The sequence below is a fragment of the Streptacidiphilus sp. MAP12-33 genome, assembly GCF_041261265.1.
Taxonomy (GTDB): Bacteria; Actinomycetota; Actinomycetes; order Streptomycetales; family Streptomycetaceae; genus Streptacidiphilus.
The window spans coordinates 130203-153490 of record NZ_JBGCCA010000007.1; the positions used below are offsets into that span (position 1 = coordinate 130203).

Annotated in this window: 19 protein-coding genes and 1 riboswitch; of the genes, 8 read left to right on the forward strand and 11 right to left on the reverse strand. The window is 70.7% G+C overall.

The window, feature by feature from the left end; genetic code table 11:
- Positions 1–11: 11 nt before the first annotated feature.
- A riboswitch (SAM riboswitch) is annotated at positions 12–150 on the reverse strand.
- Positions 151–296: 146 nt separating this feature from the next.
- The gene (locus ABH931_RS09850) at positions 297–1826 is read left to right on the forward strand and encodes an APC family permease (RefSeq protein ID WP_370111911.1); all 1530 of its coding nucleotides are present in this window, start codon (positions 297–299) and stop codon (positions 1824–1826) included.
- 56 nt (positions 1827–1882) lie between these two features.
- On the opposite strand, the gene ABH931_RS09855 is transcribed toward ABH931_RS09850, so the two are convergent.
- Positions 1883–2353, reverse strand: coding sequence for a winged helix-turn-helix transcriptional regulator (locus ABH931_RS09855; RefSeq protein ID WP_370111912.1), 471 nt, complete (start codon positions 2351–2353; stop codon positions 1883–1885).
- A 59-nt stretch (positions 2354–2412) separates the two neighbouring features.
- Here ABH931_RS09855 and ABH931_RS09860 point away from each other — a divergent pair, with 59 nt between their 5' ends.
- A complete protein-coding gene (locus ABH931_RS09860) occupies positions 2413–3906 on the forward strand; it encodes an MFS transporter (protein WP_370111914.1) in 1494 nt (497 codons plus the stop codon).
- 495 nt (positions 3907–4401) lie between these two features.
- Here ABH931_RS09860 and ABH931_RS09865 read toward each other — a convergent pair whose 3' ends face one another.
- Both ABH931_RS09865 and ABH931_RS09870 read right to left on the reverse strand, forming a co-directional pair.
- Entirely contained in the window at positions 4402–6981 is a 2580-nt protein-coding gene (locus ABH931_RS09865; RefSeq protein ID WP_370111916.1) for an SMI1/KNR4 family protein, read from the reverse strand.
- A gap of 62 nt (positions 6982–7043) precedes the next feature.
- Complete coding sequence (locus tag ABH931_RS09870; protein ID WP_370111917.1) at positions 7044–7469, reverse strand: DUF3592 domain-containing protein; 426 nt, start codon at positions 7467–7469, stop codon at positions 7044–7046.
- A gap of 253 nt (positions 7470–7722) precedes the next feature.
- Here ABH931_RS09870 and ABH931_RS09875 point away from each other — a divergent pair, with 253 nt between their 5' ends.
- A complete protein-coding gene (locus ABH931_RS09875; RefSeq protein ID WP_370111919.1) occupies positions 7723–8259 on the forward strand; it encodes a hypothetical protein in 537 nt (178 codons plus the stop codon).
- An 18-nt stretch (positions 8260–8277) separates the two neighbouring features.
- Here the strand turns inward: ABH931_RS09875 and ABH931_RS09880 are convergent, their stop codons facing one another.
- The 4 genes from ABH931_RS09880 to ABH931_RS09895 form a co-directional block, all read right to left on the reverse strand.
- Complete coding sequence (locus ABH931_RS09880) at positions 8278–9129, reverse strand: Rieske 2Fe-2S domain-containing protein (RefSeq protein ID WP_370111921.1); 852 nt, start codon at positions 9127–9129, stop codon at positions 8278–8280.
- A gap of 61 nt (positions 9130–9190) precedes the next feature.
- The gene (locus ABH931_RS09885; protein WP_370111923.1) at positions 9191–10381 is read right to left on the reverse strand and encodes a hypothetical protein; all 1191 of its coding nucleotides are present in this window, start codon (positions 10379–10381) and stop codon (positions 9191–9193) included.
- Between the two features lie 18 nt (positions 10382–10399).
- A complete protein-coding gene (locus ABH931_RS09890; protein WP_370111924.1) occupies positions 10400–10576 on the reverse strand; it encodes a hypothetical protein in 177 nt (58 codons plus the stop codon).
- A 126-nt stretch (positions 10577–10702) separates the two neighbouring features.
- The gene (locus ABH931_RS09895) at positions 10703–11992 is read right to left on the reverse strand and encodes an ATP-binding protein (RefSeq protein ID WP_370111926.1); all 1290 of its coding nucleotides are present in this window, start codon (positions 11990–11992) and stop codon (positions 10703–10705) included.
- 34 nt (positions 11993–12026) lie between these two features.
- Between ABH931_RS09895 and ABH931_RS09900 the strand changes: the two genes are divergently transcribed.
- Positions 12027–12638, forward strand: a complete 612-nt coding sequence (locus tag ABH931_RS09900; RefSeq protein ID WP_370111928.1) for a PP2C family protein-serine/threonine phosphatase — start codon at positions 12027–12029, stop codon at positions 12636–12638.
- 386 nt (positions 12639–13024) lie between these two features.
- Here ABH931_RS09900 and ABH931_RS09905 read toward each other — a convergent pair whose 3' ends face one another.
- Positions 13025–13369, reverse strand: a complete 345-nt coding sequence (locus tag ABH931_RS09905) for a hypothetical protein (protein WP_370111930.1) — start codon at positions 13367–13369, stop codon at positions 13025–13027.
- A 316-nt stretch (positions 13370–13685) separates the two neighbouring features.
- Between ABH931_RS09905 and ABH931_RS09910 the strand changes: the two genes are divergently transcribed.
- Complete coding sequence (locus ABH931_RS09910) at positions 13686–14921, forward strand: PucR family transcriptional regulator (RefSeq protein ID WP_370111931.1); 1236 nt, start codon at positions 13686–13688, stop codon at positions 14919–14921.
- Here ABH931_RS09910 and ABH931_RS09915 read toward each other — a convergent pair.
- Positions 14918–15847 (reverse strand): YihY/virulence factor BrkB family protein, encoded by a 930-nt coding sequence (locus ABH931_RS09915; RefSeq protein WP_370111933.1) that lies wholly within the window; start codon positions 15845–15847, stop codon positions 14918–14920. The genes ABH931_RS09910 and ABH931_RS09915 overlap by 4 nt on opposite strands.
- Before the next feature lie 186 nt (positions 15848–16033).
- Here ABH931_RS09915 and ABH931_RS09920 point away from each other — a divergent pair, with 186 nt between their 5' ends.
- Together ABH931_RS09920 and ABH931_RS09925 are read left to right on the forward strand one after the other, a co-directional pair.
- Positions 16034–17725, forward strand: a complete 1692-nt coding sequence (locus ABH931_RS09920; RefSeq protein ID WP_370112021.1) for an FUSC family protein — start codon at positions 16034–16036, stop codon at positions 17723–17725.
- Between the two features lie 162 nt (positions 17726–17887).
- Positions 17888–18319, forward strand: coding sequence for a VOC family protein (locus ABH931_RS09925; protein ID WP_370111935.1), 432 nt, complete (start codon positions 17888–17890; stop codon positions 18317–18319).
- An 11-nt stretch (positions 18320–18330) separates the two neighbouring features.
- On the opposite strand, the gene ABH931_RS09930 is transcribed toward ABH931_RS09925, so the two are convergent.
- A complete protein-coding gene (locus ABH931_RS09930; protein WP_370111937.1) occupies positions 18331–20715 on the reverse strand; it encodes an FdhF/YdeP family oxidoreductase in 2385 nt (794 codons plus the stop codon).
- 129 nt (positions 20716–20844) lie between these two features.
- Positions 20845–21774: an AMP-binding protein gene (locus tag ABH931_RS09935; RefSeq protein ID WP_370111939.1), complete on the reverse strand. Its 930-nt coding sequence runs from the start codon at positions 21772–21774 to the stop codon at positions 20845–20847.
- 202 nt (positions 21775–21976) lie between these two features.
- Here ABH931_RS09935 and ABH931_RS09940 point away from each other — a divergent pair, with 202 nt between their 5' ends.
- Positions 21977–23215: a PucR family transcriptional regulator gene (locus ABH931_RS09940; protein ID WP_370111941.1), complete on the forward strand. Its 1239-nt coding sequence runs from the start codon at positions 21977–21979 to the stop codon at positions 23213–23215.
- Positions 23216–23288 lie beyond the last annotated feature (73 nt).

Sequence of the window (23288 nt, forward strand, 5' to 3'; positions counted from 1 at the left end):
AGCACCGTTTCTCCTCATCTTTCCCGCGCCACGTTGGCGGCAGGCCGGAGTTGGCACTGACCCTGGCGGCGCGGTGCGCGTACGCACCGAGTCCACCGGGGAGTTGCCGGGGCTTCGTCGGGCCGGTCCCTCCACCCCTCTGGATGATTCGGGAGGAACGATACAAGACCCCCGGGGCGCCCCACCAAAACCCCCGCGCGGCCGGCTCGCCCGCCCGAACCGCACGGGGGTACTTGTCCCCCGCCGGACGCGGACGCAGAATGGCTGGCCACACCGCCTGCGACCTGGAGCGATTCATGGCCTCTGCCGCTTCGGGGACAGCTGCTGCGGCACCGGCCGCCGCGAGGACCGCCGCGAGGACTCCCGCTGCGGGGACTGCCACGGCGACGCCCGGCCGGAGGACGCGTCAGGTCCGCCTGCTCCCGCTGGTGGCGCTGATCTTCTTCTCCGTCTCGGGCGGGGCCTACGGAACCGAGTCGCTGTTCTCCGCCTCGGGGCCGGGCATGGGCGTCGTCCTCCTCCTGGTGACCCCGCTGATCTACGCGGTCCCGCACTCCCTCGTGGTCGCCGAACTCGGCACCGCGATCCCGGAGGAGGGGGGCTACTACCACTGGGTCAAGCGCGGGCTCGGCAGGTTCTGGGGCTTCCAGCAGGGGCTGCTGCAGTGGATCTGCAGCTTCGTCGACATGGCGCTGTATCCGGTGCTCTTCACCGGCTACCTGCGCAGCCTCGTCGGTGCCGTCGCGCCGGGTCGGCACGTCCTGTTCTCCGTCGGCCATCTCCACTTCGACCTCAACTGGTTCGTCTGCCTCGCCGTGATCGCACTGTTCACCGCACTGAACCTGCTGGGCGCCGGGTGGGTCGGCGACACATCGGTGCTGTTCGGGGCGGTCTGCCTGGTCCCGATGCTGGTGCTGACCGTCGTCGGCTTCGTCCACCTCGCGCGGACCGGGACGAACCCGGTCGGCGAACTGACCAGTTCCACCGACCAGTCCGGGTGGAGCGCCTTCGGCGCCGGCCTGTTCATCGTGATGTGGAGCTACTGCGGCTGGGACGCGGTGAGCACGGTCGCCGGGGAGATGCAGAACCCCCGCAGGCACCTGCCCCGCGCGCTGGCGTTCTCCTTGGTCCTGATCGTGCTCGGCTACCTGCTGCCCGCGCTGGCAGCCCTCGGCGTGGGCAAGCACGGCACCAACGGCTGGGCCGGTTGGAGCGCCGGCTCCTTTGCCGGGGTCGCCCGCCAGTTGGCCGGCCCCTGGCTGCAGTGGGCGGTGACGGCCGGCGGCATGCTGGCCTCCGCCGCGCTCTTCTCCGCGCTGCTCGCCTCCAACAGCCGCCTGCCCTACGCACTGGCGCGGGACCACTACCTGCCGAGGTTCCTCGCCCGCGAGAGCAGGAAGCGCGGGGTCCCGGTCCTCTCCGTCATTGGCTCGGCGGTCGTCTACGCGATGTTCTGCCTGAGCAGTTTCGCGAACCTGATCGTCTTCGACGTGTTCCTCACCAACATCGGCATCCTGCTGGAGGTCGCGGCGCTGATCGCGCTGCGCATCCGCGAACCGGGGCTGCACCGGCCCTTCCGCATCCCCGGGGGTCGGTTCTCGGTCGGACTCGTCACGGTCTCCCTCACGGGCGTCTGCGCCTGGGCGGCCTGGCAGCAGTACATGTTCGAGGGACGCACGGCCGTGGTCCTGTGCCTCGTCACCGTCGGCGGCTCGACCCTCCTCTGGTTCCCGCTCGCCCGCCGTGCCGCGCGGATCACCGGGCGACGTGGCGCTGACGACCGGGCCCACCGGCACGAGGTGAACAGCCGAGTCGTCAGCCGGTAGCACGAGGCCGGCCACGAGGGTTCGGCCCCGAGGGTTCGGCCCCGCCGGCGTGATCGTCAGTCCGGGGTCGGGCCCTGGCGGTCCCAGCCGGGCGTGCGGATGTCGATGGCGACATCCGGGCTGCGGACCTCCTCCCCGCAGGTGCGGCAGGTCCAGGCGGCGTCCAGCGGGTGGTCGTGGTGCTCGGCCGTGTGGTGGCGCAGCACCACGGGCGGTTCGGCGGAGAGCCAGCGATCGCCCCAGGCGAGCAGCGACTGGGTGAGCGGGGCGAGGTCCCGTCCCGCCTCGGTCAGGTGGTACTCGAAACGCGGGGGGCGCTCGCTGTAGGGGCGGCGCTCGACCACTCCCGCCTCCTCCAGGGCACGCAGCCGGGCGGTCAGGCGGTCGCGCGGAGCACCGGTGTTGCGGACGATCGCGTCGAAGCGGTGGTTGCCGTAGAAGAGCTCGCGCACGGCGAGCAGCGCCCACTTCTCGCCGAGGATCTGGAGCGCCGCGGCGATGGAGCAGGGACGTCCGGGCAGGGTCATGCAGCCAGCCTGCCACGACGGGTTGTGTTTTCAAACTCGATACCGCTAGCGTTCGTCGCATGGAGAGAGTTGGAAAACCAAATCCACTAGCCACCCCCGCCGTCGTCGACTCCGTTGACTCCGTCGACGCGGTCGCCGTCGCACCGGCACCGCACCGCCGCACCGCGTTCCTGGTGGTCGCCGCTGCGGTCTTCGTCTCGAACCTGGACCTGTTTATCGTCAACGTCGCCCTTCCGGCGATGCAGCAGTACTTCCACGGCAGCGACCTGACCACCCTGTCCTGGGTGCTCAACGGATACGCGATCGTGTTCGCCGCGCTGCTCGTCGCCGCCGGACGGCTGGCCGACCGGGTGGGCCACCGGACGGTGTTCCTCGCCGGACTGGCGGTCTTCACCGCCGCCTCCGCGCTCTGCGCGCTGGCCCCCGGCGTGGGCTGGCTGATCGGCGCCCGGCTCGTCCAGGCCGCCGGAGCCGCCGCGCTGATACCCACCTCGCTGGCGCTGCTCCTCGACGCCACTCCCCCGGCCCGGCGCCCCGGTGCCATCCGGGCCTGGGCCTCGATCGGCGGGATCGCGGCCGGGCTCGGGCCGGTGCTCGGCGGGCTGCTGGTGGAGGCCGACTGGCGCTGGGTGTTCCTCGTCAACGTCCCGGTCGGGGTCGCCGCCCTGGTGGCCGGCGCCCGCGTGCTGCCACGGCTGCGCAGCGGGGAGTCGGGCCCCCTGCCCGACCTGTTCGGCGCGGCGCTGCTCACCGCCGCCATCGCCGCACTCGCGGTCGCCCTGGTCAAGGGCGACGCCTGGGGCTGGGGCTCCGTCCGGGTGCTCGGCGGCCTGCTCGCCTCGGTGCTCCTCACCGGCGCGTTCCTGCGCCGCTCGGCCCACCATCCGGCACCCGTGGTCGAGCTCCCGCTACTGAAGGTCCCGAGCTTCGCCGCGGCCAACACCGCCGCGCTGCTCTTCACCGTCGCCTTCGCCGGGATGCTGCTGACCTCGGTGCTGTGGTGCCAGGATGCCTGGGGCTACTCGGCGTTGCGCACCGGACTGGCCATCGCCCCGGGGCCGCTGCTGGTACCGCCGGTGGCCCTCGGCAGCGCGGCGCTGGTGCGCCGGCTCGGCCCGGGACGCCTCGCGGCCCTCGGCACCCTCCTGTTCGCGGCCGGTGTCGGCTGGTGGGCGGCGGCGATCGGCGTTCGCCCCGACTACGCCACCGAACTGCTGCCCGGCATGCTGCTGACCGGCCTGGGCGTCGGTCTGGTCCTGCCCACCCTCATCGGCGCGGCCGCGGCCTCCCTGCCACCCTCCCGCTTCGCGACCGGCTCGGCGGTGACCACGATGGCCCGTCAGATCGGCGCCGTGATCGGGGTGGCGCTGATGGTCAGCCTCATCGGCACGCCGCACGGCCCGCAGGCCGCCCTGGCCGGCTTCCGCCGCGGCTGGACGGCGGTGATCGCATCCGTCCTCCTGGCCGGTGCCGCGTCCCTGGCCCTGGCCGCCGCCCAGCGCCGGGCGACCGCCGACGCGGTGCCGGACCCGAACCCTAGGGTGCGGGTGTGACTGGACTTGAGGTAGTGGCACGGGCGCTGGTCGGCAACGGACGCTCCGTCGAGAGCCTGGCCTGTCATCCGCGGCTGCCGCTGGTGGCCTGCTGGGACTCGGAGCGTCCGGCGGTCCACGTCTGGGAGTACGCCGCCGGCAGTTGCGGCAACTCGCCACGGTCGGCCCGGAGTCGAGCGCCTACGGGGATGCGTTCGGGCGGGAGCCGGAGGCGCGGAAACCCGCCGCGTCCTGGCATCCGGAGCAGCCCCTGCTCGTCGTCGCGGGCGAGGCGGGGCTGGAGCGGTGGACTCCCAGCGGGATCTCCTCAGCGAGCCTCGGCACAGCCACGGCCTCGTATCACTCTCTGGCCTTCAGCCCTGACGGGCGTGCCCTGTGGGCGTCGCCGTCGGACGATGTGGTCCAGCGGTATGGCGTACTCGGCGACCTCGTCGCGGCCCTACGGCCCCCGAAGGACGGGCGAGCACAGCTGGGGATTAGGGCCTTCGCCGCTGCTCAGCCGTGGTGGAGGTCGAGGTACCCGTCCTTGTGGAGGAGGTATCGATCCTGCTCAAGGTTGGTCGCGAAGCGTTCCAGCAGCTCGAACCAGCCGGCAGCGGAGACGCCCCGCGGCGTGCCGTGGTCCATCGAGATGATCTGTCCGTACCGTCCGGCAGGCGCCGGGTCGAGGTCCAGGGCCTCACCGTTGTGCGGTTCGTCGGATTCGAGGGGCACCCAGCCGTCGCGCCAGCCGTAGTCGCTGCGGAACAGGGCGTCCGCGGCGTCAGGCTGGTCGCTGGACCACTCTCGTCCCATCCACTCGCGATAGTCTGCTAGTTCGGCCACGTCCTGCTGGTTCGGCATCCCCATCACGAGGTCACCGAAGGCGATGCTGCGATGAACCAGGCAGGAGGCCACGAAGTCGACCGGCAACCGGCAGCCGAGCGCCTGCTCGCACGCGCTGATCTCCTCGGGTGTCGCCGGGCCGCCCAGGATCACGGGAAAGCTCGGGAAGCGCCGTGTCAGCTCGCGCTCGATCCGCTGCCATACCGCCGAGGCCACCTCGCATGCGGCGGCGAGCTCCTCCTCGGTGCCTGCCGGCCGCTGGGGACGGGGCGCTTCGGGATCGTAGACTCCGTCTTCCTCCAGCAGTCTGACGGCGCTTGCGTGTTCAGAGGAAGCGATCAGCCCGAGCCGGTCTGCCGCGCGCCATCGCACGTCCGCGGTGAGGTCGGTGGATCGCACCAGCCCCCACAGGATCCCGGCGACCCGATCCCGGTACGCCTCTCCGCAGGCGAGCACTTCGGAGGGGACGTCTGCCAGCGCTGTGCCGTCACCCCGGGTGGCCAGGTGCAGCAGGTTGCCAGGATTCGCGGTCAACGCGTGCAAGGCACTGTCCACCAACGCGGGCTGCACTGCGGGATCCGTCTCGGACAGCGGTCGTGCCACCTGCGACAGGAACACGCCGCGGTCCGTGAAGTCTCTCACCGCAGAGAGTACGAGCTCGAATTGACCGAGCCGCAACAGGGCGCGCACTGCGGGCGTGGCTACGTGGTCGTCGCGTGTGCTCGCCGCGAGGTTCGCGAGGCGCTCGCCGGCCAACTGCCGCTGCGTGGGGCCGAGTATCCCGAAATCGGCGGCGAGTACCGCGGCCGCATACGGGCTCGCCTCACGGAACAGCCGTGTCGCCGTGGCCACGTACGAATCGTCGAGGGTCGCCAACGCAAGTGCCGTGCACAGCAGTTCGTAGTCGCCGGGCGTCTGCTCCAGGTACATGCCGCGCTGGGCACTCGGATCGTGCGCCGGATCGTCCAGGAAGCCGGCCAACTGCCGGACAGCGAGCCGAGCGTGCTCGGGCGTCAGCTCAACGATGGCGCGGGCGACCTCGGGACGGGTGGAGAACCCGTGCGCGAGCAGCAGGTGCCGCAGCGCGATGCCTGCCGTCTGCCGCTCCTCGGTTACCGCGATCGGGTCGGTGCCCGCCGTCGACCGGCGCACCGCCGCGATCACTGCCTGCGAGTCGAGGGAACCTCCCGACAGCGCCTTCGCAGGGCACGTGTCGAAGCGTTCGACGTCCGGCACGGCCGGCTTCGTGGGCGGGGCCGGCACCGGCTCGAACGGGAAGGGCAGTCCTGAGCCGCGTATCCGGCCCCGGTACTCCACGGGCATCTGCCCTGTCCGCTGGTGGTGGCCGAAGAACCCGCCGCCGTCCGGGCTGAGGGCGATTCCGGTGCGGGCCCCGCTCCGGTCGGTCCACTCCAGTTCGGCCAGCGGCACATGACCGTCGTCCATGTCCAGGTGGACGGTGAGCGGTGCGGCATCCCGCCAACCACCGTCGCGGAGGAGCTGGGCGTCGAACACCACCGTTCGCTGTGGCCGCGGGAACTGACGTGGCATCCGGCGAAGACCCACGACCTCGCCGCGATACGAGGCGGGCGTCTCGTTCCGTCCGGAAACCCGCCGTCCTGCGAACGACCGCTGTTCAGCGTCGAAGGCCACGCTCGCGCGCTCTCCGTCCCGCATGCGCCAGCCGAGTGTCGCCAGTGCGGCCCGGCCCATGCCCCCCAGTTGGATCCAAAGGCTGCCCTCGCCGTCTTCGGCGCCCGGGGCACCGGTGCGGGTGAGGTAGGGCCACAGGCTGCCCGCCTCGGCGACCTCGCGCCGTGTCCTCTCCGACTGTCCCTCCTCGTTCACGGGATCGACCAGGACGTGCCAGAGCCGGAACGCGCCGTCCGCGCCCGGTTCGACGCACAGCGACAACACGTCGTCCGCACCGCAGGTGAGCAGTACCGCCGGTACCGTGACCCGTGACTCGACGGGTTCGTCGAGCACGGGTGTCGCGTGCAGCACGATGACCTGCTCACCGTTGACGCTCACCCGTACCGGCACGTACCGGGCACTCGGTTCGGCGCACCCGCGTACGGTCACGGTCAGATCGGTGCCGGGCCGCGTGGTCGCGGCGAAGCCGACCAGATCGACCCGGCCGCCCGGACGTACCAGATGGTGGTCCGCACCGAACTCGGCACCGGTCAACGTCACTCGCGCGCCGTGGTCGTGGGGCGGAGCGACCTCGAAGTCAACGAACGTCGGCTGCACCCGGCACAGGCTAACCGGTCAGCTGGGATCAAGGCGACGATGTGATGCCCTGAGGGCAACGGTCAGCGCGGTGGCACCGGGTAGGTGTGTACCGCTCCGGTCAGGATCAGCAGCGCGCCCGCCACGAAGAGCGACCCCACCACCAGCCCACCGATCGGGAACTGCCACCCGATCGTCCCCTTGGCGACCCGCGCCCGCGCCGGCCTGCCAGGCGGGTAGCAGACCTGCAGCGGCTGCCCCGGCGTGCGCGGCCCGGGGAGGTAGAGCGAGACATGATGACCGAGCCCGTCGTCCGGGTCGCAGAACTGCACCGCGCCCTTCCAGCGGGCCTGACCACGGCCGGCACGCTCCCTGGAGCAGCTGACCAGCGTCGCCTGGACCCGCGTCCCACGCAGCGAACGGATCTGCTCGACGCCGCTGCGCAGGGCGACGAGCACGACGCCGATCCCCGCCAGCAGCGCGACCCACAAGCCGCCGTTCCCGCTCATCCGCCGCTCCGCTCCCATCACACCGCTGCCACGGGCCGCCCCGCGGTGCAGGTCAGGGTACGTGATCCGGACCGGCTCCAGAGCGCAGTACCGCGATCGGGGCCGTGCACCCGTAGCGGGGCAGCCGGCTGGGGCGCGGCCGGTCGATCGATCGGGTGCGGCTGCGCCCACCGCGCGCGACGATGGTCAGGAAGGTCGACCCACCGCGAGGCCGCAAGCAGTGGTCTCTGCCGGACGATCCAAGGGAGTCCCGATGAGCGCGACGTCCAGCGTGGAGAACGTCCACCGCTTGACCAAGGGGGCGCAGCTGACCGTCGGGGGCCGGCCGCATGTGGTCGACTTCTCGGGTGACACGTCCATCGGCTATGACCCCGCCGTACTGGAGCAGTACCGGGCGGGCGCCATCAGCACCCTGCCGCTGCTGGTGCACGCGGATTCGTGTGACGGGGCGGGGACGACGATCGGGGAGGTGACGTGGGTCATGGATCCCGAACGGGTACCGCCCGCAGGATTCCTGAGTGCCGTGGCTCCGGGGCAGCCCTTCCCTGGAGTCCAGGAGTACCTGCTGAACATCAACGTCACCATCCCGGACCTGCTGCCCGGGATCACGTTGCGGAACGCCCTCGCCACGGGGCCGGTGATCCTGCGGAACTCCAATGCTGTCGTGTTTCCGCCGGCAAACGACGAGTACGAGCTCGTGCAGCCGATCGGCCTCGAAGACGTCCGCGACCCCGGGCCGGTCCTTGCCACGATCGACAGTTTTCCGACGATCGTGAATCCGCTCCGGTAGCAGTCTCACCCGCCGCGATCAAGCGACGGTCCGGGCACGCACGCGCAGGCGGCCGGCCTCGACCTTGACCTCCCAGCACGGCTGCGCGACCGAGGCCGGGCCACGCAACACCTTCCCGTCCGAGAGACGGAACGTGCTGCCGTGCCAGGGGCAGCGAAGGCAACCGTCCGCTTCAAGGTGGCCTTCGTCGAGCGGACCCCCGGCATGCGTGCAGGTCGCCGACAGCACGGACACCTGTCCGTCATGCCGAACCAGCACCACGGGAATTCCGCTCGCTACCGCACGGAGCGGCTGTTCGTCCACGAGGTCGGACTCTGCCGCCACGTCGGTCCATGTCCCGGTCTCTTCCTGGAACGCGGCGTGGTTCACTCCGACGCCTCGGACGAAGGACAGGTGACCGCCCAGGTAGGCAGCGCTGAGCGTGAGGCCGAGCCCCGCGCCGCTGAGCACGGCTCCTTTCGCGTGATGCCCCCGCCGCCTGGCCACCCATGACACCGCTTGCAGCGCTGTCGCCGTGCCGTTGCACACGCCGTGGACCAGGCCGACGCGCTGGGTCGCGCCGTAGGTGTCGGACCAGTCGGAGGCCCCCGCCGCGGCGGTCGGCACTGCCGCCGCCAGGCCGGCGCCCACGAGGAGCCGAGCCGCTCTCGCCCCTTGTGCCCCCGTCGTCGCGTCCAGCAGGGAGGCCATCACCCACGCACCGATGGGGATGTCGGAGAGCACAGGATGCAGCGGATGGCCCAGCCAGGTGCCCGACAGTGCGTTCTTGACCTCGCGACGGCGGGTCACCCGGGCGACCAGGCCGGCAGCGCGACGGCAGGCGGCGTCCAGCGCTGTGAAGTCCTCGACCGCCTGCACGAGTCTCGCCATCAAGGCCGCTCCTTGTCGTGGAACATCGAGTTTGTTGTTGCCCGACACAATCGACGATCGGTCAGAAGCGCAGCACCGCGGCGACGCCGTCGGTCGCGGCGAGCGTGCCGTCGGGAACAAAGAGGACCTGGCCGTCGGCGCGGATGGTGGTCTCGACGAGCTGTTCGACGATGTCGGTCGTCACTCCCATGGAGTGCGGGGCGGGTCCGATGTCGCGCTTCGGGCTCGGCAGCGTCACCGGCTCCGGGACAGGAAGGACTTCGAGGTCCCGGCGGTCGTCGGAGATACGGCCCGCCACGACGCGTCCTTCGTCCACGACGAGCAGGCTCACGCGCTTTTCCAGTGCGGCCGTCCAGGCCGCGGCCGCGCCGCCCGCGAACGTGCCGCGGCCACGGGCGGTGTCCAGGGCTGCCAGTGCCTCGCTGACCTGCCTCGCGTGGAACTCGTCCAGCACCGGCGCCAGTCGTTTCGCCAGATCCGCCACGGGCACCGTCTCCATGCCGGTCAGCGGCAAGGTGCCGGCGACAAGGTCTCCCAGCTGGGTTTCGTTGCCGAACATCGTGAGCATCTTGGGGCTTCCGATCAGGAAGAGCGGCGGCCTGCCCTGTTCTTTCACCGTCTGCTCTTTCACCGTCTGCCCGAGGTGCGTGTCGAGTGCGCGCAGGTACTGCTTCAGCGGTGCCTCGTGGTCCTCGTAGGGCGCCGAGTGCGGGATCGGGCCGGGGACGGCGTCTTCGGGTGACGGGATCTGCGGGGCGTAGGGGAAGCCGTCGGCCTTCACTTCCGACAGCTCCCTTGCCGCGCCGCGGAACAGGCGGCACAGCTTCTGGTCCAGGATGAGAACCAGGTAGGGGCGCGATCCCTGCTCGGCCGCCACGAGGAACCGCGTCAGGAACGCGGTGCTGAACTCCACTCGCGGGACAACCGTCCAGGGGGAGGTGACCTGCCAGACCTGCACCGGCTCGTCGGCGGCCAGGTAGACCACCAGCGTGTCGCCGGGACGGAACGAGTCGCGCGCGCTCTCGATCACGTCCAGGTCCAACTTGTGGTGGAGCAGGTCCCGCCGGGCCTCTCGGTCCACGCCAGGGTCGTCGGCCAGCCTTCGTCTTGCCTCGGTGACCAGATCGCGCAGCAGGATGCGCGACTTGTCACCGAAGGGGTCCTTGCGGTCCGTCGGCATGACCAGCGTGATCGCCGGATAGGGCCGGGTGCCGCGCAGCGCGGCCAGCTCTTCGGTGCTTACCTCGGACATGTCGCACCACGCCGTCTGTCAGGGAGCCCAGTGGCCGTCGGGCTGGCGGAATTCGTGGGGCCGGTGACGCTTGCTGAGCACCTGGTCCTTGGTCTGGCGGATCGCGTGGGCCAGCTGAGTGTGGAAGTACAGCAGCTTGCCCTGCCCGCGCGCCCCAAGTCCGTGATGGCCTTTCGCCGGGGAGTTCCTGCTCATGTCTGTCCGCTCCTCCCGTCCGGGATTGCCAGGTGGTGGCGGCAACTCGGTCGTTCACGCTACGCCGCCCCTCTGACCTGCGCGACCGGGACCCTCCACGGCCGGACGGGAAGTCCCCGCACGGTCTCAGATCCGGGTGTACTGCTCCTGGTCCTCCTTGAAGTCGCGGATCATCTCGTCGGTGAGCGTGGGCCTGATGTCGTGGATGGCGGCCAGGTAGTCCTGCGTCGTGGCGGGTTCGTCCTGGCGGTTGGCCACTTCACGCTCGAATGCCGCCTGTGCCCCCTTGCGGGCCGCGAACTCGATGTCTGCCGGGGTGAAGAGCTCGGATGCCTGCACAAGCCGCGTCAGGTCGACCGTCTGGGTCTCCAGAGCGGGTCCGAGGTAGCGCGTCCAGACGGCTGCGCGCGCGGTGGCGTCCGGCGGGCCGATCGGGATCACGTAGTCGAACCGGCCCGGTCGTAGGAACGCCGGGTCGAGCGAGCGCACCGAGTTGGTCGCGCAGACCATGAGATGCTCGTCGTGCTCGCGGAACCCCGGTATCACCTTCAGCAGTTCGTTCGTCACCATGTGACCTGGGTCGGCGGCGACCCCGGAGCGGACGCTCGCGATCTCCTCGACCTCGTCGATGAACAGCACCGCCGCGTCCAGGGATCCAACGTCGCCGAACACGTCCCGCAGGGCGGCGGCCAGTCCGACCGAGCCGCCGTCGGCGGCCAGCCGGGAAGGGAATACCTCGACGAACGGCCAACCCAGGCGCGATGCGACCGCCTTGACGAAGCTGGTCTTCCCGGTTCCCGGCGGCCCGAAAAGGATCACTGCCTTCGGAGGCACGACACCGAAGCGCTCGACCAGCTCCGTTTCCTTCAGTGGCAGGACGATCCGCTTCTCGACGAGGTCCTTCTCCGTCTCACGGCCAGCCAGGGCGCCCCACAGATCGCTCGGCAACACCCTGCCGCCGAGCGCTTCGAGCAGCCCGGCCTCGGCGGCCGGCGCGTGCTCCAGCCTCTCGAAGTACACCAGTCCGTCGCGGGCGGTGTACCCGCTGTTGTGCATCGCCGCGGTGCCCGCGGCCGACTCGGGAAGCAGGGCGCAGATCCGGCGCACTCCTGCGCCGCGCAGGCGGCGCCCCAGTTCGGCGAGGAGATCGCTGCCGATCCCGCGCTGCCGCCAGCGGGATGCCAGGGCGACGAGCACGATCCACGCTCGTTCGCCCTCGGCCCGCGCCACGGCGACTCCGACGATCTGCTCGCCGACCACCGCAACCACCGCAGGCTGGCCTGCGCGGGCTGCGGACATGGCCTCCGAGATCGGGAAGACCGGAGGTGGCTGGTCGTCGGGCCGGCTCTGGTCCCAGACCTGGACGACCTGATCCAGATCGTCGTCGTGGAAATCCCTCATCCGCCAGACCGGCATCGCTCGCCACCTCTCACAACGGCATCCGAGTGCTGTGCCACCTCCTCTCCATGCTGCGCGCCCTCGCCGCGCCCCACGATTCGGCCCGGCAGCCCGCCGCGCCCTGATCGTGGGAGATGTCATGGGCAACGGCATCGACGCAGGCGCGACGATGGGCCGCCGTCACACGGCGACGCGCGCATACGCCGATCTGGACCTGGTTCCGGCGCAGGTACGGCAGCACCTCGACAAGATCACCAGGGGACTGGAGCACTCCATCGCCACCTGCCTGTACGCGGTCAACGACCCGCGGTGCGGCGAGTGCCCGATCTCGAATGCGGGCCACCGGCCGCCTGTGCTGCTGCGGGCGGGGCTGCACCCCGAGCTGCTGGAGCTGCCCGCCGGAGCGCCACTGGGCGTCGGCGGAGTCCCCTTCCACGCCGCAGCCTTCTGGTTCGGCCTCGGGGACCGGCTGGTGCTGTACACCGACGGGCTGGTGGAGACAAGGCACCAGCCCATCGACGAGCGGCTCACCGCACTGCTCGACGTCCTCGACGGTCCGCCGAAACCACTGGAGGAGACCTGCCAGTGGCTGCTGGACACGCTCCGGGACCCCGACGACGTGACGGTCTTCGTCGCCGAGGCCCGCTCGACGCCCCAGCCATAGCGACGGCCCGCCGCCGCGTGGTTACACGTCAGCCTGCCCGGGTTCGCGGGTTCACGATCGGCAGGCTCTCCTGGAAACATGGAGACGTACTACTACACCGTCGTGGAGACCTCGTCATCGGGCGAACAGACAGAGACCTCGCTCCAATCCGAGTCGGCGCCCGGGACAACCAGCCTTGATGCCCTGGCCTTCGCCGACTCGATACTGAAGAGGGCGTTGATCCGCAGGCTCGGACCGGTCCCGCACCGGCCAAGACCGTGGTCAACGTGTGGAAGAAACAACCCGATCCGCTCCTGACCGCCGATCCGGACGCCATCGCCCAGTGGCCGAACCCGGTCGCCGTGTGGACGGACGAGGAGTGAGCCCCGCGCGAGGCGCCAGCACTCTCAGCGGTCCGCGGGATCGACCGGGTCTACAAGCAGCATCCGGGCACCTCGCCGGTCGAGTACCTCGAGTGACGCGGGCGCAGCGCGTCCGCGTAGTTCGAAGTACTCCCGAATGTCGGTCAATGCCGTTGGCAGGGCGGCCTCGGTGTCCTCGGACAGCAGGCCCTTTTGCTGCCAGTGAAGTTCGAGCCGCCATGCCGCAGCGGTCTGTTCCCGGCGCGGCGGAGTGCTGCGGACCTCCACATCCAGCCGGTCGAACACGGCGACGACCGCCTTGAAGTCCTCGTCGTCCATCAGATCCGGATCCTGCTCCACCAAGGCGTCGATCATCTGCCAGTGGCGCACGTTTGTCTGCCTTTCCGTCAGTGGTGGAGGCCTGTGTGTGGGGCGTCCGGACCCGGGCGGGCCTTCCCTACGGGTCAGGACCAGGGTCCCTGCCCCGCCTGGCGACGGTTACGCGCCTCTCCCATGGGGCGCCGTCCCTCCCCGGTCCTGTCTGAGTGCTTTGTGCCACTGGGAACGATCATGGCCAGAGGGAGCTCGGTCGGGCCATGGCGACGGCGACACAGTTCTCTGTCGCAGACGACAGAGAACCCTTGCCCGCTGGGACCGGCGGGGCGTGGATCGCGCGGTGTCCGGGGCGCTGGCCTAGGCTCGAAGGGTGCCCGACCCGGCTTCCCCCGACACCGTGCTCGCCGACATCGCCGCCTCACTGCGCGGGCGGCGCGACTCGGTCGTCGACGCGATGGCCGATCTCATCGTCAAGGAGATCGCGTTCTACCGCTCGGCCGTGGTCAGCCGGGACGATCTGCTGAAAGGACTGCGCGGCAGCGTCGACTTCCTCCTCGCGCACCTGACCACCCCCGCCGTGCAGGCGGTCGACGTGAGGGCCCCGAGCGCGACCGGCAGACGGCGGGCCCTGCAGGGCGCCCCGCTGCCGGAGGTCCTGCGGGTGTACCGCCTGAGCTTCGCCTACTTCTGGGAACAGTTGCTGGCCGAGGCGGAGGCACGTGGCGAGCACACGACGCGGGCCGTTCTCGCGGCAGCGACGCGGCTCTGGGCCCTGTCGGACGTCTACGCCCTGGCCCTCACCGACGCCTACCGGGAGGCGATGGCCGAGCAGATGCTGGAGACGGCCCGCCGCCGCGCCGGACTCGTCGCCGCGCTGGTCGACGGGGAGCTGCCGGGCGGCAGCTCCGTCTGGGAGATCGCGCACATGCTGGACTTTCCGTACCAGGGCTCGTTCGTGGTGCTGACGGCTGAGGTGGTCAGGGCCAGCGAGCCTCCTCTTCCGGGCCTTGAGTCCAAGCTGCGGGCCCTGAAGGTCAGGTCCGCCTGGCGGGCACAGCCGGCGCACGAAATCGGCGTTCTTTCCCTGCCGGCCCTTCCCACGGACTTCGTCCTGGACGCGATCGGCGCGTGCGCGACCGGGCGCGTCGGGGTGAGCCCCGTCTACTACCAGCTCGACCACAGCGCGAGGGCGCTGCAGTATGCCCAGGTCGCCCTGGAGTCCCTGCCGCCGGAGGCGTCCGCGGTCCGCCAGCTCGATGACACCCCGCTCAGGGATCTGGTGATGACCAATCTGGATGCCACCCAACGCACCGTCAACCGTGTGTTGGGCGGGCTGCTGTCGCTACCCGAGGAGGAACGCGCGAGGCTGCTGGCCACCGCGCAGGCCTGGCTCGCAGCAGGAGGTTCGGCTGCCGAGACGGCGCAGGTACTGCACTGTCACGAGAACACGGTGCGATATCGCCTGCGCCGCCTGGAGGAGAACCTGCGCGGTCCGCTGGACGACCCGCTGATCGTCGCCGAGCTCGCACTCGCGCTGGACGCGATCGGAACCTTCCCGACCCTGCTGGAGCAGTTCACCCCGCAACAGCGGGGACGCTCGCTCTAGGCTCCGCCGGCGCCCGCCGGAGGCCGGGCGCCGGAGGAGGTGGGCAGCCTCTCCGTACTGCGCAGCGGCATGTACGGCTCGTGTTCGGCCGGGTGGCCGTGGTCGATGGCCCGTTGGCGGTCGAGCTCGGAGTTGATCTCCGCGCCGAGGAGGAGCGCCAGATTGCACAGCCACAACCAGACCAGGAACGTGATGACGGCGGCCAGGCTCCCGTAGACCCGGTTGTAGGAGCCGTAGTGCGCCGTGTAAAGGGCGAATCCCCCGGAGGCGACACCGACCAGCAGCACAGCTGCCAGGCCGCCCAGGGTGCCGACACGGAAGGGCTGCCGGGCGTTGGGGGCAGCCCAGTACAGCAGTGCGAGCAGCAGGGCGAGCAGGATGATCAGCAGCGGCCATTTGCCCCATTCCCAGGCCGTGACCACGGTGTGGGATGCGCCCAGCGCGGCACCGATGCGCGCGGCCAGCCGTCCGCTGACCACGATCAGGGCTGTCACCAGTGACAGAAGCGCGAGGGCGAGCACGGTGAGGCCGAGCCGCAGCGGAAGCAGGACCCGCAGCGGACGGCCCTCGGGGACGTCGTAGACCGCGTTCATCGCGCGGACGAATGCCGCGGCGTAGGCGGACGCCGACCATATGACCGCGAGAAGCCCGAGCAGTCCGGCCGCGAGGTGCTGGCGCTGCAGGCCGGCCAGCATCTGGGTCACCAGGTCGCGGGCGGGGCCGGGGGCGAACTCGCTGACTGCGCGGATCAGCGGGCCCGTGGCCGAGGGCCCGATCGCGCCGAGGATGGACATCACGACCAGCAGCGCGGGGACCATCGACATGACCGCGTAGTAGGTCAGCGACGCGGCCCGGTCAATGAGGTCGTCCTCCCGAAGCTCGCTGATCACGCGCCGCAGCGCCCAACCTCGATCTTCCGAGTCCATGCCGCGCTTCCCCTCTCCAGGTTGCCCACAGACTCCCGCAAGAAGCCGATCACGGCAAAGCGCCCTCGGCCCCGATGTGAGGACCATCTGCGGCTCGCCTGGTATACAGCGGATATGTCCACTCCCCACCGCCAACCCTCCACCGCACCAGGACGCCCAGGTGTTCACGTGGTGACGGCGCTGGCGATGTCCTCGCGGGGTGTGTTGGTGCTGCAGCCGGTGGACGGCGCTCTGCTGTTCGCCGTGCGCGCGGCCACGGCCATGGCGATTCCCGCCCTGCCGATCGCACTGTCCGGACAGAGCAGGCTCGCCGTGTACGCGATGCTGGGGGCGTTCACCACGACGTTCGGCCGGAACATGCCTTACCGACGGCGTGCTTGGATCCTGGCCGCCGTGGCCCTGGCCATGACGGCGGTCGTGGCCGCCGGGTCGGCCCTCGCCGTGCTCGCCCGACCCGCGGCGGGCGGAACAGGCGCGGTGGTGGTGATCGCCGTCACCGCCGCTGTCGCGGGAGCGGCGAAGTTCGCCTGCGATGCCGCCCGGTTGAGCGGGCTGGGTGCGGTCCTGCTCCTGTTCGCCTTCGCGGTCGCGGCGAACGGCTCGGCCACGAGCGCGGACATCGGACCGCAGACCGGGGTCGCGGCGGCGGGCGCGGCATCGGCCTGGGCCTTGTCACTGGCCGGCTGGCTGTGGCATCCCGACCGTCCACAGCGTCTCGCCGTGGCCGCCGCCCTGCGGGCTGTGGCCGACGTGGTGGGTGTCTGCGAGCCGGGCGACGTCGCACCGGGCGCGCGGCAGCGGGCCACTGTCGCCGTGTTGCAGGCCTACCGCACGCTGGGGGCCCAACTGCCCACGGCGGCAGAGCGGGAAGCGCGTGGTGGGGTCTGTGTCCGGCTGGCGGACCTGTCCTGGTCCTTGCTGATCAGCTCGACGAGCAGGCTGCCCGAGGATCGTGCCGTGGTCGCGCGGCAGTTGCGCGACCAGGTCCGTCTCCTGGTCAACGGGCGCCGTCGATCGCCGGTGCTGCTGGCCGGGCTTCGTCTGCGGTCCGTTCCGGAACCGACGGGCGGGGCGTGTTCCTGCGGAGCCCGGACCCGTCGGTCCCCCTTTGAGGCCGCCGGCCGTCGCACGGCCGAACTCATCACGGGCCGTACGAGCGACCATTCCCGTCATCTGGCGGTTTTCGTCGTGCCTGCGCTGCGGATGGCACTGGGCACCGGGGCGGCCGGCGGCCTGGCCCTGGCACTGGGCCTCGGACACGGCTACTGGGCGGCGATCTCGGCGGCCGCCGTGCTGCACTCGGTCAACCTGCGCACGACCGCGCAGCGGGCCGTGCAGCGGACCCTCGGCACACTCGCGGGGCTGCTGATCGCCGTCGCGGTCCTGGCCACCGGCCCGGACGCGACGGTCCTCGCCGTGGTGATCGTGCTTTTGGAGTTCTCACTCGAATACTTTGTCGCGCGCAACTACGCACTCGGCGTTGTCTTCCTCACCCCGCTGGCACTGCTGATGAGCGAACTGGCCGCGCCGGCCTCGGCCGAGAACCTGATCCTCGACCGCGGCCTGGGCAGCCTGCTGGGCATCGGCGTCGGCCTGTTGTGCGCGCTGCTGGTCGCCCGCGACCGCGCCGCCGTCCGAGTGGAGCGTGCACTGCTTGCCTGCCGCCAGGCCTGCGACCGCGCGGAACGGTCGCTGGCGGTCGGTTCGGTCTCGCTCCAGCCGGCGCAGGTGCGCCTGGCCGCCGCGGTCGTCGAACTGCGCGAGGCCGACGACGCGGCGGCCGGCGAACTGCTGCAGGCTGGTGTGGACCCGGCTGTACTCGCCACCGAAGAACAGCGTGGCTACGTGCTGCTGGACCGCATGCTCCACGGAAGCTGAACGAGTCTCGGCGAGGGCTGGAGTCGAGCTGTTCTCCCGAGTCGCCGGCTTGGGAGAGGTGGGGCAGGGTGAAACCGGGCGACTCGACCCGGACCCCGACGCGGCGCGACAGGTCACGCGGCGAGTCCGCCGGGCAGGCACGACGAAAGGACCGCGGCAATCATGGGTACTGGCCACAGCCCTTTGGGCCCGCAGCTGACCTCGGTGGTGCTGTTCGTCCGTGATCTGGACGAGTCCGTACGGTTCTACCGGGCGCTGCTCAATGTCGACGTGCGTGTCCGGACCGACACCGCCTGCCTTCTTGCCCGCACCGACGGGCTCCAGCTCTACCTGCGAGCCACCGGTCCGCACGGCGCGCACGCCGCCGGCGATGTCGGCGTGCAGTACGTGATCTGGACTGCCACCGACGTCGACGACCTGAGCCGGTGCGAGCAACTCCTGAAGACAGGGGCGACACACACCTCAACCTGGCAGGTCGACGGCTTCACCGTCGTCGAGGGCCGCGACCCGAGCGGTACGCCGATCCTCCTGTCCTATCCCGGCCCGGAGAGCGCACCGCGCCACGAGATCATGAATCGGATCTACGCCTGGTAGGTCACGCTCGGTCAGCCCAGATGGGCGGGCTCCGCCCGATCCGGGGGCGTGTGGATCGCCTCGGAGCGCACGACGCTGACCTTGAGGTGCTTCATGATGGGCTGGTCGCTCTGGGTGCTGTAGTCGCCGATCGCGCACAGCACGTTCATCTCCGGCATGTAGCCCGCCGCGCAGCCGCGCGGGATGTCGTAGGGCACGGCGAGGTAGCCCTCCACCGAGCGGGTGGAGCCGTCGCGGGCGGTGGCGGTGATGTCGACGCGGTCGAACTCGGCGATGCCGCGTTCGCGCATGTCGTCGCGGTTCATGAAGACCAGCGTGCGCAGGTTCTTGATGCCCCGGTAGCGGTCGTTGTCGGAGTAGATCGTGGTGTTCCACTGGTCGTGGCTGCGCATCGTGCCGAGCGCGAGCGTGCCCGGCGCGGGGACCACGTCCGGGAGCGGCGCAGCGGAGAACTCGGCCTTGCCGGAGGGCGTGAGGAAGACCAGCTCCCGGGCGGGCTGCTTGATCCGGAAGCCGAGCGGCAGCCGCACCCGCCGGTTGAAGTCCTCGAAGCCGTCCAGCACCTGGGCCATGGTGTCGCGGATCCGGTCGTAGTCCTCGACGTACCACTGCCACGGCGTGCGGCTGGCAGGCAGGGCGGCGTGGGCGATCCCCGCGATGATCGCCGGTTCGGACAACAGGTGCGGTGAGGCGGGCCGCTTCATGCCACGCGAGAGGTGAACCATGCTCATCGAGTCCTCGACGGAGGTGCCCTGCTCGCCGCCGCGCTGGTGGTCCTTCTCGGTGCGGCCGAGACAGGGCAGGATCAGCGCCTGCCTGCCGTGCACGAGGTGACTGCGGTTCAGCTTGGTGCTGACGTGCACGGTCAACTCGCAGTGGCGCAGACCCGCGTAGGTGTAGGGGGTGTCGGGCGCGGCGAGCGCGAAGTTGCCGCCCATGCCAACGAAGACCTTGATCTCACCCCGGTGCATCGCCTCGATCGTCGTCACGGTGTCCTTGCCGTGCTCGCGCGGCGGGTCGATCCCGCAGACCTCGCCGAGCCGGTCCAGGAACTCCGGGGCGGGCCGGTGGTCGATGCCGCAGGTGCGGTTGCCCTGGACGTTGCTGTGCCCGCGCACCGGGGAGGGGCCGGCCCCCTCGCGGCCCAGATTGCCGCGCAGCAGGAGCAGGTTGACGATCTCGCGGACGGTGTCCACGCCGTGCTCGTGCTGGGTCACGCCCAGGCACCAGCTGACGATGCTGCGGTCGGCGTCGCGGTAGACGCGCGCGGCCTTGAGGATGTCGGCGCGCGACACTCCGGACTGGCGCTCGATCTCGGACCACTCCGTCGCCTCGACAACCGCCCGGTACTCCGCGAAGCCGCTGGTGTGCCGGTCGATGAAGAGCTGGTCCAGCGCCTTCGGGTCCGTCTTCGCCTGCTCCAGCACGGCCTTGGCCATGCCGCGCACCAGCGCCATGTCGCCGCCGATGCGGGGCTGGATGTTCAGCGTGCTCGTCTTCGTCGACTTGTTCAGCGCCATGTCGACGAAGTCGTGCGGGATGATCGTGCGCCGCGCCGCGGCCTCGACCAGCGGGTTGATGTGCACGATCTGCGCGCCACGCTTGTACGCCTCCGCCAGCGCGGTGAGCATCCGGGGCGCGTTGGAGGCGGCGTTGACGCCCATGATGAACAGGGCGTCCGTCGCCTCCCAGTCCTTGAGGTCCACCGTGCCCTTGCCGGTGCCGAGCGAGGCCTGCATGGCGCGGCCGCTGGCCTCGTGGCACATGTTCGAGCAGTCGGGCAGGTTGTTGGTGCCCAGTTCGCGGGCCATCAGCTGGTAGAGGAAGGTGGCCTCGTTGCCGAGCCGTCCGGAGGTGTAGAACGCCGCCTGGTTCGGGTCGTCCAGCTCCCGCAGGGCGCGGCCGACGAGTTCGAACGCGTCGCGCCAGCTGATCGGGACGTAGTGGTCGCTCGCCGCGTGGTAGACCATCGGCTCGGTCAGCCTGCCCTGATCCTCCAGGGCGAAGTCCGACCACCCGTCGAGTTCACCGACCGAGTGGGCGGCGAAGAACGCGCGGTCCACGCGCTTGCGGGTCATCTCCCAGGTGACGTGCTTGATGCCGTTCTCGCACAGGTCGAGCTTCAGGCCCTTGATGTCGTCCGGCCAGGCGCAACCGGGACAGTCGAAGCCGCCGTTCTCGTGGTTCATCTTCATGATCGCGCGGGGCCCGTCCAGGTACTCGCCCTCGCGCACCAGGAAATTCGTCACGCTCTTCGCGGCGCCCCATCCGGCAGCCGGGTGGTGGTAGGGGTGGAACTCCGGGCGCTCCGTCGGCACCGCTCCCACACTGGGCTCCAACCCCGGTTGCGCGGGCTCCGCCGCGGGATCGGCCTTCGGATCGTCGGAGGCGTTCATGACGCTCACCCTTCAGGTGCTCGAGCTCGGCCGGCGCCAGTCCTGTGCGACAGGCGTTCTCCGGGTTGACCGTGCCACGCAGGCCTAGCCGCCGATCAATGGGAAAAGGCAGGTCCTATTCAATCTCCGTCAATCTCCACCCGTCGGCCACTCCGCCTCGACGAGCGGCACACCGAGCGCGCGGCTGATGCGGCTCCGGGTCTCCTCCGACGGCAGGGGCCCGCTGGACACGCCCAGGCGGAGACTTGTGCTGCTCAGACCGCGCGGAGCGGCGTGCACGAGGGTGGAGAAGACGACCGGCTCCCCCGCGAGGATCGTCGCGCGCTCGCGGACGATGGTGAGCGCCGCAGTGGTGAGGTCGTCGGGGTTCGGGGGTTGGCTCAGGCTCGCGCCGGCGAGGATCACGGCGTTGAGAGCGCAGGTCTGTCCGAGGGGGCCGGACATCGGGGCGTAGCTGAGCACCGTGTCGGAGGGTTTGAGGTCGAGCAGCAGCGTGGCGGCGACGAACGCCGACGCCCGGAGCTCTCGGTGGCTGAGGCCGGTGGGTGCCGCGGCCGGGTCGACAGGATCGCCGTCGGCCGGCTGTGCCCAGGTGATCACTGCAGTCTCGTCGTCGGCGCGGTCAACGAGGCCGGCGTGCAGGGGCCACAGGGCCACCTGGTCGAGGAAGTCCGGACCGACGCTGACCCGTAGGCACCTCGCGGGCAGAGCCGGTTCGGTCGGTCGCGCCGGCTCACTGCCTTCGGCGAAGCAGAGGCGAGCGGCGGAAGCATCGAGGATGTCACGGGTCTTATCCCGCCCCAGTCGGGGGCTGACAACGACGGCGACGGCGCCGACACGCAGCACTCCGTAGTAGAGCGCTGCGAAGGCCGGGGCGCCGTCCAGGGCCAGTCCTACGCGGTCGCCCGGTCGAATGCCGTGGGCGATCAGGCCGCCGGCCACGCGCGCACTGGCTTCGTCCAGGCCCGCGTAGGTCAGCAGTTTCCGGCCGCGCCGGACGGCGGGGCGGTGCGGAACCTGCCTGGTCGCGCCCGTGAGATTGACGGCGAGGTTGCTCAACTGTTCTGTTCTCTTTCCCCGTTGACTGCCGGGCTGCCCGTGGACCGGCGGCTCGGACGCACACGATCATGGCGTGGACGGACCCGGCACACCCATGGCGACAGCGACAAGGATTTCTGTGGGCGCCGACAGTCCCGGACCGTCGGCGCGGAGAAAACCCGGATGCGGTACCCCTCAGTGCGCTGCTGGCTAGGCTCTGGGAGTGCCCGAACCAGGTTCCGACGCCGACATCACCGACATCGCCCGCGCGCTGAGCGCGCGGACGGACTCCCTCGTCACCGCCATGGCCGAGCTCATCGCCGGGGAAATGGAGTTCTACCGCAGTGCCGTGGTCAGCCGGGAGGATCTCCTCGAAGGGCTGCGCGGCAGTGTGGGATTCATCCTCGCTCACCTCACCTCGCCCACGACGGACTCCGCCGACGTGACGGCGCCGAGCGCGACCGGCCGCAAACGGGCCCTGCAGGGCGCACCGCTGCCGGAGATCCTGCGCTGCTACCGGCTGAGCTTCGCCTACTTCTGGGAACAACTGCTCGCCGAGGCAGAGAGTCGAGGCGAAGAGCCGACACGGGCGCTGCTGGCCGCGGCAACCAAGGTGTGGACCTTGGCCGACATCTACGCCCTGGCACTCACCGACGCCTACCGGGAGGCGGCCGCCCAGCAGATGCTGGAGACCGACCGCCGCCGCTCCGCGCTCGTCGCCGCCCTGGTCGACGGTGAACTGCCGGTCGGGGAGTCGGCCTGGGAGATCGCGCGCATGCTCGACTTCCCCTACCAGGGCACCTTCGTGGTGCTGACGGCCGAGGCGGACAAGCTCGCCGAACCGCCGCTGGCCGGCCTGGAGCCCAGACTGCGGGCACTGCACGTGCGTTCGGCGTGGCGGGCACAGCCGGGACACGAGATCGCGGTCCTCTCCCTCCCGGCGCAGCCGACCGCCTTCGCTCTGGAAGCGATCGGTGCCTGCGCGACCGGGCGCGTCGGGGTGAGCCCGGTCTACCACCAGCTCGACCACACCGGCCGGGCGCTTCGGTACGCGCAGGTGGCGCTCGAGTCCCTGCCACCGGCGGCACCGGGCGTCCGCCAACTGGACGACACCCCGCTGACGGAACTGGTGATGACCAACCTGGACACCACCCGGCGTGCCGTGAACCGCGTGCTGGGCGGCTTGCTGTCACTGCCCGAGGCCGAGCGCACGACACTCCTGGCCACCGCCCGGGGCTGGCTCGCCGCGCGCGGTTCTGCCGCAGAGGCTGCGAAGGGGCTGTACTGCCACGAGAACACCGTGCGGTACCGGATGCGCCGGCTGGAGGAATTCCTGCGCGGCCCGCTGGAGGACCCGCTGATCGTCGCCGAGCTCGCCATGGCGCTGGACGCGGTCGGCACGTTCCCCACGCTGCTGGGGCAGTCCTCCCCGCCAGAGCGGACCGAACGCCACGGCGCCTGATAGCACTCGCTCCGCTCGCGGGCCATTCGACGGATCCCGGTCCGCGTTTGCGACCGTCCGCGGGTGGGGCTTG